Consider the following 18,124-nt stretch of genomic DNA (forward strand, 5'->3'; position numbering starts at 1 on the left):
TTGCCTGAGCAATAGAAGCTCATTGCAAAGTGCCAAGAGCAGCAACCAGTGCCTGATAGCGGAGATATTTCTCCTGATATGCTTGTCGGGCGTGCTGATCGGGTTGCAGAGTGTGCAGTTGCGGGGTTAAGGCCTGCTGAGCATCACTGAAATCGACAAAGCGCCCCGTGCCAACCATTGCCGCCAGTGATGCGCCCAGGCAACCCGTCTCCTCAACTTGCGGCAGCTCTACCGGTAACCCGCTGATGTCGGCAAACATCTGCATCCATTGCAGTGATTGAGCCGGTCCGCCGGTAATCCGTAGTGCGCTGACGGCCGAAAAGCGTTTCAGCATTCGGTTGAGGTGGGTCATATGGCTGAATACCACCCCTTCGTAGATGGCTTGCACCAGATGTTGGCGCTGGTGGAAAGATTGCATGCCATAAAATCCGGCACACATTCCTAATCCAGCGTTGGAGCCATATAAAAACGGCACAAACAGTAGCTGGCTACCTGCTTTGGGTAACTGTGCTACCCATTGATTAAGCTGTTGGTAGTCTGTTTTCCCGCCCTCAGCACCAAACCATTGGTGGGTAAACCATTCCAGATTGGCCGCAGAGGTCGGGCTGGCTTCATGCACGATGTATTTACCTGCTTCGGCATAACGGCCATAAACAAAGGGATATTCAACATCAGCTTTAAGCTGGTCGGTGATTCCCGAGGTCACCGACCAGGTCCCCATCACTGCATTTAATCGGCTTTCATCCTTCAGGCCAGCACAGAGGGCGGTAGAGACCACATCAAACAAACCGCCGACAACGGGGAGGCCAACCGGCAGACCGGTGGCATTGGCGGCAGCCTGAGTGATGGTGCCGACAATTTGTGCCGAACCCACAATCGGTGGCAGGGCTGCCATAACTTCAGGGATACCTAACAGTTGTGCCAGTGCGGGTTGATAGCCACCTTCGGCCATCGGATAGAGATTAGATTCTGATATATTGGTCTCTTCGCAACCTAATTGGTCGGTCAGGCAGTAACGCAAATAGTCGTGGGCCATCAGAATGCTGCCAATCTGCTCATAACGGCTGGGTTGATGTTCTTTCAACCAGCGCAGCAAGGATACCGGGTGCCCGGTCCACAATGTTTGGCGGGTGATTGGATAGAGCATTTGTGGGATGCCATCTCGTTGCCACTGTTTAACCAATGACAGCGCCCGTTGGTCAGAGGATAATATGGCATTGCCTAATGGCTCACCTTTTTTATCAAGTAAAAACAGTCCCTTACCTTGAGCAGAAATGCCCACGCCCTGAATACTGCTGGGGGGAATCGTGTGGCGGGCTAACAGTTGGCGAATCACCGCACTCATTGCCTGCCATAGCACAGTCATATCGCGCTCAGCCCATCCCGGCTGGGGGCTGATAATGGCTAAATTTTGCCGCGCGATCCCGCATTCGTTACCGTCTCGGTCATACAGACCCGCTTTAATAAAGGTGCCGCCACAATCGATACCCAACCAATATTCCATTTCAGCCTCCGGTCAGCTTTTTTGTCTATTTTGGGCAGCAACAGTGCCAATAAGGAGGCGACAGCTAGTGATATAAATATCAAGTATATTTATATAAAAAGACGCCTTTCCTATTTATTATTAATGTTTAAATTTAAGGATGATTAATTTTTCATCCGAGATTATTCCGCTGGATATTTATTTAAACTCTCGAGGTTAATCCATTGGCTAAATATTTTAAGGACTCACTGCTCTTAATTCTCCTTCAAGATGAAAATAAGTATCCTGCTGAATTTTATTGATTTTAATTACATTTCTAAGATTTTTTTCCAAACCTGGTCATTAATGGGAATACCATCGCGCTGATTTTCCGCTTTAACGCGTGGGAATTTATGCCCTGGTAGACGAATAGCGACATCAGGGTTATCGCGCTCAGCTTGAGTGACATAATCACAAATGCGTTTTAATTTTTCATCGCGAGTTTTGCCATCAATCAGACGGTCGATTTCAATGGCAATAAACACTTGTGAGATACAGAATTCATCTGATTTGTCTTGCGTGACTTCGGCAACGGATAAACCGCCAGAGAGCAGGGTGGCAATCATATCCAGCACAATGGATAAACCAGAACCTTTCCAATAACCCATTGGCAGGATGCGCCGGTTTTTCTCAACAATGGCCGGATCCCGCGTGAGATTGCCGTCATTATCGAAACCACCATCCACGGGCAATGTATTGCCCGCCAATCGGTTAACTTCCAGCATGCCATAAGAGAACATCGACATAGACATATCGACCATAGTGATGGTTTCACCGGGAACGGCAATGATCAGAGGATTGGTGCCGATACGGCACTCTTTGGCTCCCCACGGCGGCATTACAGCAATTGAGTTTGTCCAGCAGATGCCAATATAACCTTGTTCTGCCGCTTGCCAGCCGTAGGCACCACCGCGCATCCAATGGTTAGCATTGCGCAAGGCAACCACCCCAATACCATGCTGATCCGCTAATACCATGGCACGATCCATCATTTGTTTGGCGGTTAAATTGCCAATAGCCTGATGAGCATCCCATTGCTCGATAGCCCCGAGTGCTAATGCCTTCGTTGGAATAGCATCAGGCACGATATCACCGGCTTCCAATTGTTGAATAAAACGTGGGAATCGATTTACGCCGTGGGAATAAACACCGTATTCAGTGGATTGCGCAAACATCTCGGCACAAGCATCAGCGGTAACTTCACTCACTTTTCGCGCCAATAGTACCCGTTTAAACTCTGCCTTTAACTGCTGGTAACTGACTCTCATTGCGCGCTCCCCTGAATAATTTAAAAATTGAAGTGTATTTTTTTGATGCGCTAAATTTCAATATACGAAATCACATTTCAAATTAATGCTATACCTCCACATAAGTGAAGTCAAAGCAGCGCCGTAGTTAAATGTTTTTTAAAAACAATCAGTTATATTGTTTTTAGTCAAAATGTGATCACCACCTCGTTTTGTTGATTATTTAGGCAGTGTGGCGCACAGACACGACGTGGCTGTACGCAGGATAATCCTGTTTTATTATGGGGTTACGAGGGTGAATGCCGGATGAGTCCGGCATGGATAGGGGGCTGGGTTATGGGTTTTTCTCAGCCATAAGTATTCACTCTGATGCGATACAGTGAAGTACCGGCAGTGATATAAAGTTCATCACCGTTCGGTCCGCCAAAAGTGCAATTTGATACCCGCTCAGGAACTGAAATCTTACCCAGTAATGTTGCTTGTGGGGTAAAAACCAGCACACCATCCGCACAACTGCAAAATAGATTGCCCGCATGATCGACACAGAATCCATCAGGGAAGCCCAGTGATATTTCTGCAAAAACACGGCCATCACCCAGTTGTAACCCAATTACGGGGTAAACCCGCAACTGCCGCCGGCCGAGGGTGGGGAAATCGACAATTGACATATCCGCCACATACAGCAGTTGTTCATCTGGCGAAAAAGCCAGCCCGTTTGGTCGCTGTAAGTCACAAGCGGCGATACGTAGTGAGCTATCTTTAGGATCGAAACAGTACAAGTAGCAGCCAATAACCTGACTTTCTGATTTATAGCCCTCGTCGTCGCCGGTAATGCCATAAGGCGGATCGGTAAACCATAAGGTACCGTCTGATTTCACTACAATGTCGTTGGGCGAGTTAAAACGCTTGCCGTCGATACGATCAACTAATAGCGTGATATTGCCTTGTATATCAGTCTGGCTGATACCGCGTCGGCCATGCTCACAACTGACAATCGAGCCATTAGCCATACGGGCATTACCATTAGCAAAGTTGGACGGTGACCGGTAGAGGCTGAGTTCGCCGTCGCGACACCAGCGAAACATCCGGTTCCCTTTTACATCACTGAATACCACCGCATTTTCTTGTGGTAACCAGACCGGCCCTTCCGCCCAGATAGCTGGGGAGCATAAACATTCCAGTGGGCTATCGGCGGCCAACACCGCCGATAATTCACCAATACCTGTCTCAGCCAGCGTTAACGTGGTCATGGTTGCTGCCTCCGACGGCGTATTTACGCCTGACTTATTTCACGCCCCAAATAGCTTTATAGTGACTCTGATAATCGTTCTGTGGGTCAAACATCTGTTTATCACCCCCGTCGCTGCTTATGTTGTCGCGGGTAACCAAATGAGCAGGAGTCACGTAGCCAGAGGGAGGCTGTTTGGCGAATGCACGGTTAAATTCATCCAGTAGTTGCCAGCCATGCAGCTTCAACGGCTCCGGCACCGTAGCTGACTGGCTGTCGCCAGAGCGGATGCGTTGATAGGCAGAAATAGAGCCATCCCCCGCCGAAATATTGTAAGGCGCGTTCTTGCCACCTTTACCAGCCGTTTTCAGGGCAGGGGCCATAAAATCAAAGTAGAGGTCGTTAATTGCTAAAGCGTATTGGAAGTTATCACCGTATTTTTGTAACAGGCTGAAAGTCATTGCTGGCATACGGTTGGCGGTATCTGCCAACGGGGTATCAATAAATTCAATCACCTGGCATCCGGTGCATTTCTCAATGGTTTGTTTCATCACATTGGCTTTGTCCAACGCGATTTGATACAGCGAATCAGTGAAAATCAGTACCTTGGCCTGACCTTCTGATTTTGCTACGGCATACAGTGCAGCAATACGGGCTACATCATTGGAGTCGGAGGTAACATTATAAAAAATATTGTAATTCTTCACCGGACCCGGCTCTGGGACGGTATGCCAGGCGGTCAGCACAATACCTTGTGCAATGGCTTTTTTGAGTGGTATTTTCGCGACATTGGGATTCCAACCACCGATAACAATACCGTCAGGTTTTTGTGCAATCGCCTGATTTAATGATGATAACTGATCTTTAACCGAGCCTCCGCCATCAAGTGTTTCCAGCTTCCAGCCAGCGGCTTTGGCCGCTTGTGATAAGCCTTCTTGTACTCCTTGCACGCCGCCGTTTTTCATATCAGAAGCAATAAAAATAATATGCTTATTGGGTTGCAGTGCTGGGCCACTGGTGGGGCCATCCCATTCAGTCACCGTTGATGTGGCCTTACTGACTGCGGCCTTGGCTTCATCAAGATAGCTGTCAGCCCAGCCGGGTAATGCTGTGGTAAATAGCGTGGTAAAAACTAAGCCCTGTAGTATCAAATTGCGATTCATATTCTGTTCCTTGGTGAGGTTAAGAATTTGTAGCTTTTTTAGTGTTGCCCGGCGTTTGGCTGGGCTTGACGGCTTTTTGATTCAATAATCTGCGCTGTTGGGCATAACCGGCTAAGGTGATGGAAAGCAGCAATGTGGCACCGTTAAACAAGGGTTCAACCCAGAACTCGCCACCGAATTGCTGAATACCTGCAATACCAATTGCCAGAATCGCAATCCCTACTACCGTTCCCCATACATTGACCCGGCCTGGGCGGATGGTGGTACTACCGAGGAAGGCACCGACCAGTGCTGGTAACAGATAGTCCATACCGACACTGGCCTGGCCAACCCCTTGCTCCGAGGCGATGAGCACACCACTGAATCCGGTCAACACGCTGGAGGTGATAAATGCACCGACAGTAAAACGGTTGACCGAAATTCCGTTAAGCCGGGCGGCTGCGGGATTCCCACCCACGGCATACATACAGCGGCCAAGCGGGGTATGTTCGGTAATGAGCCACAGCACCACGGCGATAATCAATACATAGAATGCAACAATAGGAATGCCGAATATCTCGGTATGGTGCAGTGCAATAAAAGCATCAGGAAGATCACCGACTATCTGACGGCCACCTGAGTGCCATAACGCGATGGCGTAAAGCACGGTGCCGGAGCCTAAGGTCGCCACAAAGCTATCAATGTCGGCTAATGCTACCAATATGCCGTTTAATAGCCCGTAAAGTGCCGAAATTATCAATACGGTTATGACGGCAGCCTGCCAAGAAAAACCGTATTGCACTTGCAGGGTTATCGCCAGAATGTGCCAGAGCACAATACCGAAACCGACGTTTAAATCGATCTTGCCGACAATCATCGGAATAGTGGCGGCCAGTGCCAGCAAAGCAATTTTTGATTTACTGGACAAAATGGCCTGCAAAGTGAGCATGGAAGCAAACGACGGGGTGGTCAGTGAGAACACCAGCACCAATAAAATACACAATAATAGTAAGCCGTAGCGCGTCATGGCCTGCATGGACCAGGCACCGAAACCGTGTTCACTCAGGCTGACTCGTTGTTCAAGCGCTGTCGATTTTATGGATGTTTTAGACATAACACTCTCCGAAACCTGAGCACCACAATGACACCGCGAGGGGCGATGTAACCATTAGCACAGGTCGCTGTTTTAAACGGATGTAACTTCCCCGGTGCTGGCGGACGCCAACTCCAATAAATTAGCGAACGAGACCTGCTGGTTACGCAGTTCACCAACCACTTCGCCACGGTTAAACACCAATGCCCGATTACAGATATGTGCGATCTCCTCTAAATCATTGGAAATCACCAAAACCGCCACACCTTCTGCTAATGATTTGTTTAATAAGTGATAAATTTCAGCACGTGCGCCAACATCCACGCCAGCAGTTGGATCTTCAAGGATCAGTAATGGCGCGCCCAGGTGCATCCAGCGTGCCATGACCACTTTTTGTTGGTTACCGCCGGAAAGGGCACTGATATCAATATTGACGTCTTTAGGTCGGACATCGAATAACTGCACTTTCCACCAACTTTCCCCCATTTCGCTGCGGGTGCTATAACGGGAAAGTAATTTGTGACCGCTGGCAATTGGGTTAATGAATAGGTTTTCGCGCACCGACATCGACATCACCAGACTTTCACCGGTGCGGTCACCGGCCACTAGGGAAACACCTGCTGCCATAGCTTGCTGCGGTGAGGCGGCGGTATAGGGGCGGTCGCGGAAAATAATTTCACCCTGATCACAATGGCGTAAACCAAATAGCAGGCGGCCTAACTCTTCTTGGCCCGCTCCTCTTAGCCCCGCTAGTGCCAGCATTTCGCCTGGTTGTAGGCTGAAAGTAACCGGGCCAATCTCACCTACCACCACCGCGTTAAGCTGTAATACAGGTTTACTGGCTTCAGGTAACGGTTCACGCTGGGAGTCGCCCATGGCTTCACCAACAATCATTTGCACCAGATCACGCAATGAGTAATCGGCGGTATTCCCACCCGCAACATAGCGTCCATCCCGCATCACACACACCCGGTCGGCAATTTCAATCACTTCATCCAAACGATGAGTGACATAAATCATGCCAACATGTTTATCCCTCAGGCGGTTAATCACTTCAAATAAATGGCGGACATCGTTGGCGGGTAGAGAGGCGGTCGGCTCATCCAACACCAATAGTTCGGCATTAACCGCAACGGCGCGGGCAATGGCCAATAATGACTTTTCAGTGCGCGACAGTTCAAACACGCGCGCATCAGGTGAGAGGTCAATGCCGATATCCTGTAAAGCCCGACTGGCTTGCAGGCGAATAGCTGACCAATTAATCAGACCGAATCGACGCGGAAACCCCATCACCAACGCCATATTTTCGGCAACGGTCATCCAGTCAATTAGCCCTAAATCCTGATGGATAAAAGCAATAGGCTGACGAGTATCACTTTTAATTTCTGCGGCAGAACGTATGTTATTTCCCTGGAACAGAATATCGCCACTGTCCCGTGGGTAGACGCCCGCCAATACTTTGATTAGAGTGGATTTTCCTGCGCCGTTTTCGCCGAGCAATGCCAGTACTTCGCCTGGCATAACATCAAGACTGACATCGTTGACCGCAATATTGCCGCCAAATCCTTTGATGATATGGCGCATCGAGAGAATGGGTTGGCCCAATTCAGTGGTATTCATCAGTGTGACGCCCCTTATCCGGTGAATGTCTTGAGTGAAAGCATTCGCGATTTAGTGGTTATCGAGCATAAACTAGACTTTATATTTCAATATACGAAATCTGATTTCAAAAATAATATGCTGATATCTTCGCTAAAGCAAAAGAAGTGATGAATTAAGTTGCTATAAAAAACAAGTACTTATTTATTTGTTTGTGGAAATGTGACGAACTACGCACTTCTTATGTTGGATAAATGTTGCGAGATACAGCGCCAGGGATGATAACGAAACACTGTTTCGTGCTTCACACAGACTGCGGCTTTGGAGTACCATTTCATGCTAAACAACAAGGATATCGTCTATGGCCCTTATACTCACAGATGACAAGAAAGATAAGCCGTTAGGCAGCCAAAGTCTGTTCCGCGGGCTGCAACTGATTGAGATATTAAGTAATTACCCTAATGGCTGCCCATTGGCGCATCTATCTGAATTGGCCGGGATGAACAAAAGTACCGTTCATCGGTTATTGCAAGGGCTACATACCTGTGGCTATGTCACTCAGGCGCCTTCTCCAGGCAGTTATCGGCTGACAACCAAGTTCATCTCAATTGGCCAAAAAGCACTGTCATCACTGAATATTATCCATGTCGCGGCCCCACATTTAGAACAACTCAATCTTGAGCTTGGTGAGACAGTCAATTTTTCAACCCGCGAAGATGACCACGTTATCCTGATTTATAAGTTAGAACCTACCACTGGCATGATGCGCACCCGCGCTTATATCGGGCAGCATATGCCACTGTACTGCTCGGCGATGGGTAAGATATTTATGGCGTACGGTAAAAGTGACTATCCAGATGATTATTGGCAGAGCCATCAGCATGAGATTCAGCCGCTGACGCACAATACCATCACCGAATTACCCAAAATGTACCAGGAACTGGCAGATATTCGTCAAGCGGGGCTGGCGATGGATCGTGAAGAGAATGAGCTAGGTGTATCTTGTGTGGCGGCTCCTGTTTTTGATATTCAGCAACGGGTACCGTACTCCGTTTCAGTTTCCCTGCCCACAGCCAAACTGCAACAGGTGGGGGTAAAAACCCTAATTAAACCTATTCTGGCTACGGCCCAGCGTATTTCGCAGGAATTGGGGTTTGTGACACCGTAACATATAATTTGTCTGTATGGGGGATTCCAGTGGTCGGGATACCTCATATCAGTTGTTTGTCTTTAGCTATTATCGAAATTCCTAATTCTAAAACAGACACATTTTTTATCAGCAGAACGCGTTTTAGCCATTGGGAGCACGGTATGGTTGGCCCATTTATTAACAGTGCAGGCATTATCCTGGGGGGGATAGTTGGCGTATTACTAGCGCGTCATGTCCCTAAGCGTTTACAGGAAGGGTTACCGGCTACGTTTGCGCTAGCTTCTATCTCCATCGGTATTGTGATGGTGGTAAAAGTACATTTTATGCCAGCGGTTATTTTGGCGTTGATTATAGGGACCGCCGTGGGGGAGTTATTATCCCTTGAGCAGGGGGTAAAATGGGGGGCAAATAAAACCCGTATAATGTTGGAACGAGTTATTCCATCACGCAGTACATTGCCGCCGCAGGAGTTTGCGCAGAGTTTCACCGCGATGATTGTGCTGTTTTGTGCTAGTGGACTGGGAGTTGTTGGTTCGTTGACTGAAGGCATTACTGGTGATTTTCAACTGCTATTTGTCAAAGCGTTAATGGACTTCTTCACCGCGCTGATATTCTCCATCTCGCTCGGTATCGCGCTGGTGGCTATTGCTGTGCCGCAATTGTTGATCCAAATTGCATTGGTTTTGTTGGCTAAACTGATCATGCCGTATATGGATGATATTGCCTTTGCTGATTTTTCCGCCTGCGGTGGGATTATTATGATTGCAGTGGGGTTACGTATTGCACAAATTAAAATATTCGCGGTGGTGAATTTCCTGCCCGCGCTATTGTTTGTGGTACCCATATCCTATTTATGGCGCTACTTGATGGGATAATCTGTGGAGCGGAAAGATGATTTCTAAAACGGTAGGCTTCTCTGCACAGATTTATCATTGAAGCGACCGTTTCAGATTTATTTAGTTGACTGTTTTAATTGGTTATTTTTCTAATTAGCCAATTTTCCGGCACAAAAACTTACCCTTAATCACGCCATCAAAAAAACGACCTTTCGAAACCACGGACATAAAATTCTGATGAACGCGCTCCGGGACGCCAAGATATTGATAAATCCCTTGTTCGCGAAATTGTATCTCCAGCATGCGATTTTCAGGATCATAACCAATCGACAGAATTCTGGAAGATGTAACAGGTTGTCGCTGCACTAGTTGACCCTCAGTTGTACGGTATTGATATTATAGTGATCGTAGAGCAGTTTGAGCTTGATAACTTTGTCGGTGATCATTATCACCGTTTGGCTGTAGTATTAATAGATTATTCGCTAGGTATTATTCTATCCGTGACGACCGATTGCGGAGATACATCCTCTTTATTGGCATTGGGTCGATCATGCCAGGAGCGGATTGTACTGCCATTCTAAATACAAAAACCGGGCGTAATTGCCCAGTCTATTCTAAGGCTGAAACCAATCATCAGCACTTTCCCATGTTTCTTGTAAAATTTCTTCTACCGCTTTCTTATCATCTGGCGCACCACCTAGAACTGATAGACCATCAGCGCCCGCAAACCTTACTTTCACATCAATATGGTCAAATTTCCTCCCAAGCCGCTTATCCAACTCCTCAGTGAGTGCGTCGGTGTATCCTGCCGGGAATTTATTGATATTTAGCTTATCTATTGTCACTTCGATACGTAGCATGATGTTGCCCTTAATTGTGATAGCCGTTGCTAGTGTGGCTGGTCGTTCCCCGATTCGATGTAGTCTACGCGTTTTTGTCATGCTCTAATCAGTTCATTAGTCGCAATATGGCAAATTCGCCGAGGGTAACGTCGACAGTAACATCGCTGAGTGAAGTGACCAATTATCAGATAATTATCACTCTTTAACGGGGCAGGGATGCCTGATAAAGAAATCATTCTGAGTGGATAAACCAATAATGAGGATGTTAGTATGGTTCGTCCGTTATAGCGTCACACCCTATGTGCAAACAAGTTGTGTACATATGAGTGTATATATCAGGCAAAGTAAAGTCGGATAGCGTTTATAACATATTGATTTTAAATAGTATTAGAATTTTGCATGTGATCTGTCGTGTGGGTCACCACTGTAGATAAGGAATTAGAATGCCCGTTATTACCCTTCCTGACGGCAGTCAGCGTCATTTCGATCACGCCGTTTCTGCTCTCGATGTTGCTTTGGATATCGGCCCTGGTTTGGCAAAAGCCTGTATTGCTGGTCGAGTTAATGGCGAACTGGTCGATGCCAGAGACTTGATCGAATCTGATGCCCAACTGGCTATTATCACCACCAAAGATGCTGAAGGTCTGGAGATTCTCCGCCACTCTTGTGCACACTTATTGGGGCACGCAATCAAGCAACTTTGGCCTGATACCAAAATGGCCATCGGCCCGGTTATCGACAACGGTTTCTATTACGATGTAGATATCGACCGCACCTTGACGCAGGAAGATCTGGATCTGCTGGAGAAGCGGATGCATGAACTTGCCGATAAAGATTACGATGTAATTAAGAAGAAAGTCAGTTGGCAAGAAGCCCGCGACACTTTTGCTGCTCGTGGTGAAGATTATAAAGTGGCGATTCTCGATGAGAATATTAGTCGCGATGATCATCCTGGTTTGTATCACCATGAAGAATACGTTGATATGTGCCGTGGCCCGCACGTACCGAATATGCGTTTCTGCCATCACTTTAAATTGCAGAAAACATCCGGTGCTTATTGGCGTGGCGATAGCAAAAATAAAATGCTGCAACGTATTTATGGCACGGCTTGGGGTGATAAGAAGCAACTAAATGCTTATCTGCAACGTCTGGAAGAAGCGGGCAAACGCGACCATCGTAAGATTGGTAAGCAATTGGACCTTTACCACATGCAGGAAGAAGCACCAGGTATGGTGTTCTGGCATAACGACGGTTGGACTATCTTCCGTGAACTGGAAACTTTTGTGCGGACCAAGCTCAAAGAGTACCAGTATCAGGAAGTGAAAGGGCCGTTTATGATGGACCGCGTACTGTGGGAAAAAACCGGACATTGGGAAAACTATGCTGAGCATATGTTCACCACATCGTCTGAAAACCGCGAGTATTGCATCAAGCCAATGAACTGCCCAGGGCACGTGCAGATTTTCAACCAAGGGTTGAAATCATACCGTGACTTGCCATTGCGTATGGCTGAGTTCGGTAGCTGCCACCGTAATGAGCCTTCAGGCGCACTGCATGGTTTAATGCGCGTCCGTGGTTTCACTCAGGATGATGCACACATTTTCTGTACCGAAGAGCAGGTTCGCGATGAAGTGAATAGCTGTATCAAGATGGTGTACGACATGTACAGCACTTTTGGCTTCGAGAAAATTGTGGTTAAGCTGTCTACCCGCCCTGAAAAACGGATTGGGAGTGATGATCTGTGGACACGTGCCGAAGATGATTTGGCCGCTGCGCTGACTGAAAATGGTATTCCATTTGATTATCAGCCGGGTGAGGGAGCGTTTTACGGTCCGAAAATTGAGTTTACCTTGCATGATTGTTTGGATCGCGCGTGGCAGTGTGGTACCGTACAGCTCGATTTCTCATTACCGGGCCGCTTAAGTGCGTCTTACATCGGCGAAAATAACGATCGTCAGGTGCCAGTAATGATTCACCGGGCTATTTTGGGGTCAATGGAGCGCTTTATCGGTATTTTAACCGAAGAGTATGCAGGCTTCTTCCCAACGTGGTTAGCTCCGGTACAAGTCGTGGTGATGAATATCACCGATAGTCAGTCTGATTATGTCCAACAAGTGACCAAAAAACTGCAAGATGCAGGGATTAGGGCAAAAGCGGACTTGAGAAATGAGAAGATTGGCTTTAAAATTCGTGAACATACGTTGCGTCGGGTTCCATATATGTTGGTCTGTGGCGATAAAGAGGTCGAATCAGGCAAAATTGCCGTTCGTACCCGCCGTGGTAAAGACTTAGGAAGCTTGGACGTCAACGTGGTCGTAGACCAGCTGCTAGCAGAAATTCGCAGCCGTAGTCTTCATCAACTGGAGGAATAAAGTATTAAAGGCGGAAAACGAGTTCAACCGGCGCGTCCTAATCGCATCAACAAAGAGATTCGCGCCACAGAAGTTCGCTTAACAGGCGTCGATGGTGAGCAGATTGGCATTGTCAGTCTGAATGAAGCTCTTGAAAAAGCTGAGGAAGCTGGTGTTGATTTAGTAGAAATCAGTCCGAATGCCGAGCCGCCGGTTTGCCGAATCATGGATTACGGCAAATTCCTCTATGAGAAGAGCAAGTCGACAAAAGAACAGAAGAAGAAGCAAAAAGTCATACAGGTCAAGGAAATCAAATTCCGTCCTGGTACCGATGATGGCGACTATCAGGTCAAACTACGCAACCTGATTCGCTTTCTGGAAGATGGCGATAAAGCCAAAATCACCCTGCGATTCCGTGGGCGTGAAATGGCGCACCAGCAGATCGGCATGGAAGTCCTTAACCGTGTCAAAAAAGATCTGACTGAAGATTCTGATTTGGCTGTCGTGGAGTCTTTCCCGACTCGTATCGAAGGCCGTCAGATGATCATGGTGCTCGCACCTAAGAAGAGACAGTAAGGCACTCAAGTAATAGGCCTCTTTCTGCTTGCAGAGTAGGGGTCTGTTCGCCTAGCTAGCTCGTTGTAATCAACAATGCGAAGTGGATATATTCAATGCCAAAAATTAAGACAGTACGCGGCGCCGCTAAGCGCTTTAAAAAAACCGGTGCCGGTGGTTTTAAGCGTAAGCATGCCAACCTGCGTCATATTTTGACCAAAAAAGCTACTAAGCGTAAACGTCATTTACGTCCAAAAGGCATGGTATCTAAGAACGATCTAGGTTTGGTCGTAGCATGTCTGCCATACGCATAAGTAATTTTGGTTTGAATTAAGACGATAGGAGAAGTAAATGGCTCGCGTAAAACGTGGTGTGGTAGCTCGTGCACGTCACAAAAAAATATTAAAGCAGGCGAAAGGTTACTACGGTGCCCGTTCGCGCGTTTATCGTGTTGCTTTCCAGGCAGTAATCAAGGCAGGCCAATACGCCTACCGTGACCGCCGTCAACGGAAGCGTCAATTCCGCCAACTGTGGATTGCACGTATCAACGCAGCTGCTCGTCAGAATGGTCTGTCTTACAGCCGTTTCATCAATGGTCTGAAAAAGGCTTCTGTTGAGATTGACCGTAAGATCCTGGCTGACATCGCAGTATTCGATAAAGTGGCATTCTCTGCACTGGTCGAAAAAGCGAAAGTAGCTCTGGCGTAAGTCAGAATTGAAGAGGGAGCTTGTCTCCCTCTTTTAATCTTTATCTTCTTGGTAAGAAGGTCACTTTTATGATGCATGCAGTTACTTTTCGCTTCTTTTTTTACTTTAGCGCCTGATTTCAGGAGGCTTGCGCGTAAGAATAGAAACGAAAAATAACGCCTAAGCCTCCCATCGTGGAGGCTTTTTTGTTTTTGCTCTATAGCATTTATGGCGACTGGAGTAAGGGTATCGCGGATGTGGTACCTTATTGATTTTGTATGAAAAGTTTAGTTTACTTATCGGATTTTAACTCATTATCTATATCCAACGTTATTGGAGTTGCTGGTAGGCAGCAAGCGAGTAAATCCCGATGAGCTTACATAGGTAAGTGATTCGGGTGAGTGAGCGTAGCTAACAACCCAGCAGCTTCAAGAACAAAGGATATAACTACAAGTGGGCCATACTGGCCAGAGGAAGAGAGAACAATGCCACATCTCGCAGAGCTGGTTGCCAAAGCTAAAGCAGCCGTAGAAGATGCCCAAGATGTTGCCGCGTTGGATTTGGTACGCGTCGAATATCTAGGTAAAAAAGGCCATTTGACCCTTCAAATGACATCACTGCGCGAGCTGCCAGCTGAAGAGCGCCCGGCAGCGGGGGCCGTTATTAATCAGGCCAAGCAGGAAGTACAAGAAGCGCTTAATGCACGTAAGGACAAGCTGGAATCAGCGGTCATGAATGCCCGATTGGCAGCCGAAACCATTGATGTCTCTCTACCGGGGCGTCGTATGGAAAATGGTGGGTTGCATCCGGTTACCCGCACTATCGATCGTATCGAAACGTTCTTTGGTGAGTTGGGCTTTTCCGTTGAGTCTGGCCCGGAAATTGAAGATGACTATCATAACTTTGATGCATTGAATATTCCGGCTCATCACCCAGCGCGTGCTGACCACGACACCTTCTGGTTTGATGCTACCCGGTTGCTGCGCACCCAGACTTCGGGCGTGCAAATTCGCACCATGAAAACCCAGCAGCCACCGATTCGAATTATTGTGCCGGGCCGTGTGTATCGTAATGATTACGACCAAACGCACACTCCAATGTTCCATCAAATGGAAGGGCTGATTGTTGACCGTGATATCAGTTTCACCAATTTGAAAGGCACCTTGCATGACTTCTTGCGTAATTTCTTCGAAGAAGATTTGCAAATTCGTTTCCGCCCTTCCTATTTTCCGTTTACCGAACCGTCCGCTGAAGTGGATGTGATGGGTAAAAATGGTAAATGGCTTGAAGTGCTTGGTTGCGGCATGGTGCATCCAAATGTATTGCGAAACGTCGGTATTGATCCTGATATTTATTCAGGTTTTGCATTCGGTATGGGGATGGAACGCTTAACTATGTTGCGTTACGGCGTCACCGATTTGCGGGCATTCTTCGAAAATGATCTGCGTTTCCTCAAACAGTTTAAGTAAGGCGGGATATCTCATGAAATTCAGTGAACTTTGGTTACGCGAATGGGTAAACCCAGCCATTAGTAGTGATGACCTGGCCCATCAAATCACTATGGCCGGTTTAGAAGTTGATGGTGTAGATGCGGTTGCGGGCGAATTCAATGGTGTCGTTGTCGGTCATGTTGTCGAATGTGGCCAACATCCCAACGCCGATAAACTGCGGGTGACCAAAATTGATGTAGGCGGTGACCGCTTATTGGATATCGTGTGTGGTGCACCGAACTGTCGTCAGGGCTTGAAAGTCGCTGTTGCGACTGTTGGTGCTGTGCTGCCGGGCGATTTCAAAATCAAAGCGGCCAAACTGCGTGGTGAACCATCAGAAGGCATGCTGTGTTCTTTCTCTGAGCTGGCTATTTCAGAAGATAGTGACGGTATTATTGAACTGCCTGCTGATGCGCCTATTGGTGTCGATCTGCGTGAATATCTGTATCTGGACGATAAAACCATTGAAATCAGTGTGACACCAAACCGTGCCGATTGCTTGGGCATTATTGGTGTCGCGCGCGATGTGGCGGTTGTGAATCAATTGCCATTAATCGAACCGGATATGAGTCCTGTTGCGGCTTCCATTACGGATACATTCCCAATCCATGTAGAAGCTCCGCAGGCTTGTCCGCGCTATCTGGGCCGAGTAGTTAAAGGGATTAACGTTAAGGCTGCGACACCATTGTGGATGCGAGAGAAACTGCGCCGCTGTGGTATTCGTTCGATTGATCCGGTGGTAGACGTTACTAACTTTGTGTTGCTGGAGTTAGGCCAGCCAATGCATGCGTTTGACCTGGACCGTATTGAAGGCGGGATTATTGTTCGCCTGGCGGCTGAAGGTGAAGAATTAACACTGCTGGATGGCACAAAAGCCAAATTGAATGCAGATACGCTGGTCATTGCTGATCAGCATAAGCCGTTGGCGATGGCCGGTATCTTTGGTGGTGAACATTCAGGTGTTAACGAAGAAACCCGCAATGTCTTGCTGGAATCCGCTTTCTTCAATCCATTATCAATTACTGGTCGTGCGCGTCGCCACGGTTTGCATACCGATGCATCTCATCGCTATGAGCGTGGTGTCGACCCTGCGTTACAGCATAAAGCGATTGAGCGTGCGACACGTCTGCTCATTGATATCTGTGGTGGTGAAGCGGGGCCGGTAATAGACGTGACCGCGACCGCAGAATTACCAAAATGCGCCACCATCACGCTACACCGTGAGAAATTGGATCGGTTGATTGGTCATCATGTCCCTTCACAGCAGGTGAGTGACATTCTGCGCCGGCTCGGTTGTCAGGTGACTGAACTCGGTTCTGATTGGCGGGCAGTGGCGCCAAGCTGGCGTTTCGATATGGAAATCGAAGAAGATCTGGTGGAGGAAGTTGCCCGCATCTACGGTTATAACAATATCCCGGATGTGCCTATCAAAGCTGATTTGGTGATGACCAAACACCGCGAAGCTGATTTATCATTGAAGCGTGTAAAAACCGCTTTAGTCGATCGCGGCTATCAGGAAGCAATTACTTACAGTTTTGTTGACCCGAAAGTACAAGCACTTCTGCACCCACAGCAAGACGCATTAATTTTGCCAAGCCCTATCTCGATTGAGATGTCTGCGATGCGCTTATCATTGTTGACAGGTTTACTGTCAGCAGTGGTTTATAACCAGAATCGCCAGCAATCTCGCTTGCGTTTATTTGAAAGTGGGTTACGCTTTGTACCTGATAATACAGCAGATCTCGGGGTTAGACAGGATGTAATGCTAGCCGGTGTCATTGCTGGCCACCGTTTTGAAGAGCATTGGGATCTGGCGCGTCAGCCAATCGACTTCTATGATTTGAAAGGTGATCTGGAAGCAATTCTGGAACTTACCGGCAAATTATCTGATGTTCAGTTCCGTGCACAAGCACATCCTGCACTGCATCCAGGGCAGAGTGCTGCAATTTATTTAGCAGGGGAACACATTGGTTTCATTGGTGTAGTTCACCCTGAGTTGGAGCGTAAGCTGAGTCTAAATGGTCGGACTGTGGTGTTCGAAGTGCAGTGGAACAAGCTCGCAGACCGCGCTGTGCCTCAGGCCAGCGAGATTTCACGCTTCCCAGCAAACCGTCGTGACATCGCCGTTGTGGTGGCCGAAAACGTCCCCGCAGAAGATATTTTGGCGGAGTGTAAGAAAGTTGGCGCAAATCAGGTAGTTGGCGTAAACTTGTTTGATGTGTACCGTGGCAAGGGCGTAGCAGAGGGCTATAAGAGTCTGGCTATTAGTCTGGTGTTGCAGGATACCGCACGTACACTGGAAGAAGAGGAGATCGCCGCTACCGTTGCAAGATGTGTAGAGGCGTTAAAACAGCGATTCCAAGCATCCTTGAGGGATTGAAC

The 18,124-nt window shown here is 47.7% G+C and carries 17 protein-coding genes and 1 other annotated feature; of the genes, 9 read left to right on the forward strand and 8 right to left on the reverse strand.

The features are described from left to right. Nucleotides 1–19 precede the first annotated feature (19 nt). The 6 genes from V1955_RS10030 to V1955_RS10055 all read right to left on the reverse strand — a co-directional run bounded on the left by V1955_RS10030 (nucleotide 20) and on the right by V1955_RS10055 (nucleotide 7,852). On the reverse strand, nucleotides 20–1,504 hold the full coding sequence (locus V1955_RS10030) for an FGGY-family carbohydrate kinase (RefSeq protein ID WP_372569240.1): 1,485 nt from the start codon (nucleotides 1,502–1,504) through the stop codon (nucleotides 20–22). 287 nt (nucleotides 1,505–1,791) lie between these two features. Continuing rightward, nucleotides 1,792–2,790 (reverse strand): 3-dehydro-L-gulonate 2-dehydrogenase, encoded by a 999-nt coding sequence (gene yiaK / locus V1955_RS10035; RefSeq protein WP_083158689.1) that lies wholly within the window; start codon nucleotides 2,788–2,790, stop codon nucleotides 1,792–1,794. 326 nt (nucleotides 2,791–3,116) lie between these two features. Then, entirely contained in the window at nucleotides 3,117–4,019 is a 903-nt protein-coding gene (locus tag V1955_RS10040; protein WP_442820849.1) for an SMP-30/gluconolactonase/LRE family protein, read from the reverse strand. Between the two features lie 34 nt (nucleotides 4,020–4,053). After that, nucleotides 4,054–5,160, reverse strand: coding sequence for an ABC transporter substrate-binding protein (locus V1955_RS10045; RefSeq protein WP_442820850.1), 1,107 nt, complete (start codon nucleotides 5,158–5,160; stop codon nucleotides 4,054–4,056). Nucleotides 5,161–5,179: 19 nt separating this feature from the next. After that, nucleotides 5,180–6,253: an ABC transporter permease gene (locus V1955_RS10050; RefSeq protein WP_442820851.1), complete on the reverse strand. Its 1,074-nt coding sequence runs from the start codon at nucleotides 6,251–6,253 to the stop codon at nucleotides 5,180–5,182. Nucleotides 6,254–6,325: 72 nt separating this feature from the next. After that, nucleotides 6,326–7,852 (reverse strand): sugar ABC transporter ATP-binding protein, encoded by a 1,527-nt coding sequence (locus V1955_RS10055; RefSeq protein ID WP_083158692.1) that lies wholly within the window; start codon nucleotides 7,850–7,852, stop codon nucleotides 6,326–6,328. Nucleotides 7,853–8,192: 340 nt separating this feature from the next. On the opposite strand from V1955_RS10055, the gene V1955_RS10060 reads away from it, so the two are divergent. Both V1955_RS10060 and V1955_RS10065 read left to right on the forward strand, forming a co-directional pair. After that, nucleotides 8,193–8,999, forward strand: coding sequence for an IclR family transcriptional regulator (locus tag V1955_RS10060; RefSeq protein ID WP_102970400.1), 807 nt, complete (start codon nucleotides 8,193–8,195; stop codon nucleotides 8,997–8,999). Between the two features lie 143 nt (nucleotides 9,000–9,142). Continuing rightward, complete coding sequence (locus tag V1955_RS10065) at nucleotides 9,143–9,856, forward strand: DUF554 domain-containing protein (protein WP_083163605.1); 714 nt, start codon at nucleotides 9,143–9,145, stop codon at nucleotides 9,854–9,856. Between the two features lie 114 nt (nucleotides 9,857–9,970). Here V1955_RS10065 and V1955_RS10070 read toward each other — a convergent pair whose 3' ends face one another. Both V1955_RS10070 and V1955_RS10075 read right to left on the reverse strand, forming a co-directional pair. Further along, complete coding sequence (locus V1955_RS10070; RefSeq protein ID WP_005161573.1) at nucleotides 9,971–10,183, reverse strand: KTSC domain-containing protein; 213 nt, start codon at nucleotides 10,181–10,183, stop codon at nucleotides 9,971–9,973. Nucleotides 10,184–10,431: 248 nt separating this feature from the next. Then, the gene (locus tag V1955_RS10075; protein ID WP_083163607.1) at nucleotides 10,432–10,677 is read right to left on the reverse strand and encodes a DinI-like family protein; all 246 of its coding nucleotides are present in this window, start codon (nucleotides 10,675–10,677) and stop codon (nucleotides 10,432–10,434) included. A gap of 425 nt (nucleotides 10,678–11,102) precedes the next feature. Between V1955_RS10075 and thrS the strand changes: the two genes are divergently transcribed. The 7 genes from thrS to pheT all read left to right on the forward strand — a co-directional run bounded on the left by thrS (nucleotide 11,103) and on the right by pheT (nucleotide 18,122). Continuing rightward, nucleotides 11,103–13,031 (forward strand): threonine--tRNA ligase, encoded by a 1,929-nt coding sequence (gene thrS, locus V1955_RS10080; protein WP_083158695.1) that lies wholly within the window; start codon nucleotides 11,103–11,105, stop codon nucleotides 13,029–13,031. 3 nt (nucleotides 13,032–13,034) lie between these two features. Further along, nucleotides 13,035–13,586: a translation initiation factor IF-3 gene (gene infC / locus V1955_RS10085; RefSeq protein WP_011816226.1), complete on the forward strand. Its 552-nt coding sequence runs from the start codon at nucleotides 13,035–13,037 to the stop codon at nucleotides 13,584–13,586. A 95-nt stretch (nucleotides 13,587–13,681) separates the two neighbouring features. After that, the gene (gene rpmI / locus V1955_RS10090; protein WP_004713020.1) at nucleotides 13,682–13,879 is read left to right on the forward strand and encodes a 50S ribosomal protein L35; all 198 of its coding nucleotides are present in this window, start codon (nucleotides 13,682–13,684) and stop codon (nucleotides 13,877–13,879) included. 37 nt (nucleotides 13,880–13,916) lie between these two features. Then, entirely contained in the window at nucleotides 13,917–14,273 is a 357-nt protein-coding gene (rplT, locus tag V1955_RS10095; RefSeq protein WP_004706556.1) for a 50S ribosomal protein L20, read from the forward strand. Nucleotides 14,274–14,340: 67 nt separating this feature from the next. Beyond that, nucleotides 14,341–14,463, forward strand: a sequence feature (Phe leader region). Then, nucleotides 14,345–14,389, forward strand: coding sequence for a pheST operon leader peptide PheM (gene pheM / locus V1955_RS10100; protein WP_223300610.1), 45 nt, complete (start codon nucleotides 14,345–14,347; stop codon nucleotides 14,387–14,389). It overlaps the preceding feature by 45 nt. A gap of 274 nt (nucleotides 14,464–14,737) precedes the next feature. After that, a complete protein-coding gene (pheS, locus tag V1955_RS10105) occupies nucleotides 14,738–15,721 on the forward strand; it encodes a phenylalanine--tRNA ligase subunit alpha (protein ID WP_083158696.1) in 984 nt (327 codons plus the stop codon). A gap of 13 nt (nucleotides 15,722–15,734) precedes the next feature. Continuing rightward, nucleotides 15,735–18,122: a phenylalanine--tRNA ligase subunit beta gene (gene pheT, locus V1955_RS10110; protein ID WP_083158697.1), complete on the forward strand. Its 2,388-nt coding sequence runs from the start codon at nucleotides 15,735–15,737 to the stop codon at nucleotides 18,120–18,122. The last annotated feature ends 2 nt before the right edge of the window (nucleotides 18,123–18,124 follow it).

It is taken from the genome of Yersinia sp. 2545 StPb PI (assembly GCF_052217125.1).
GTDB classification, from domain to species: domain Bacteria; phylum Pseudomonadota; class Gammaproteobacteria; order Enterobacterales; family Enterobacteriaceae; genus Yersinia; species Yersinia enterocolitica_E.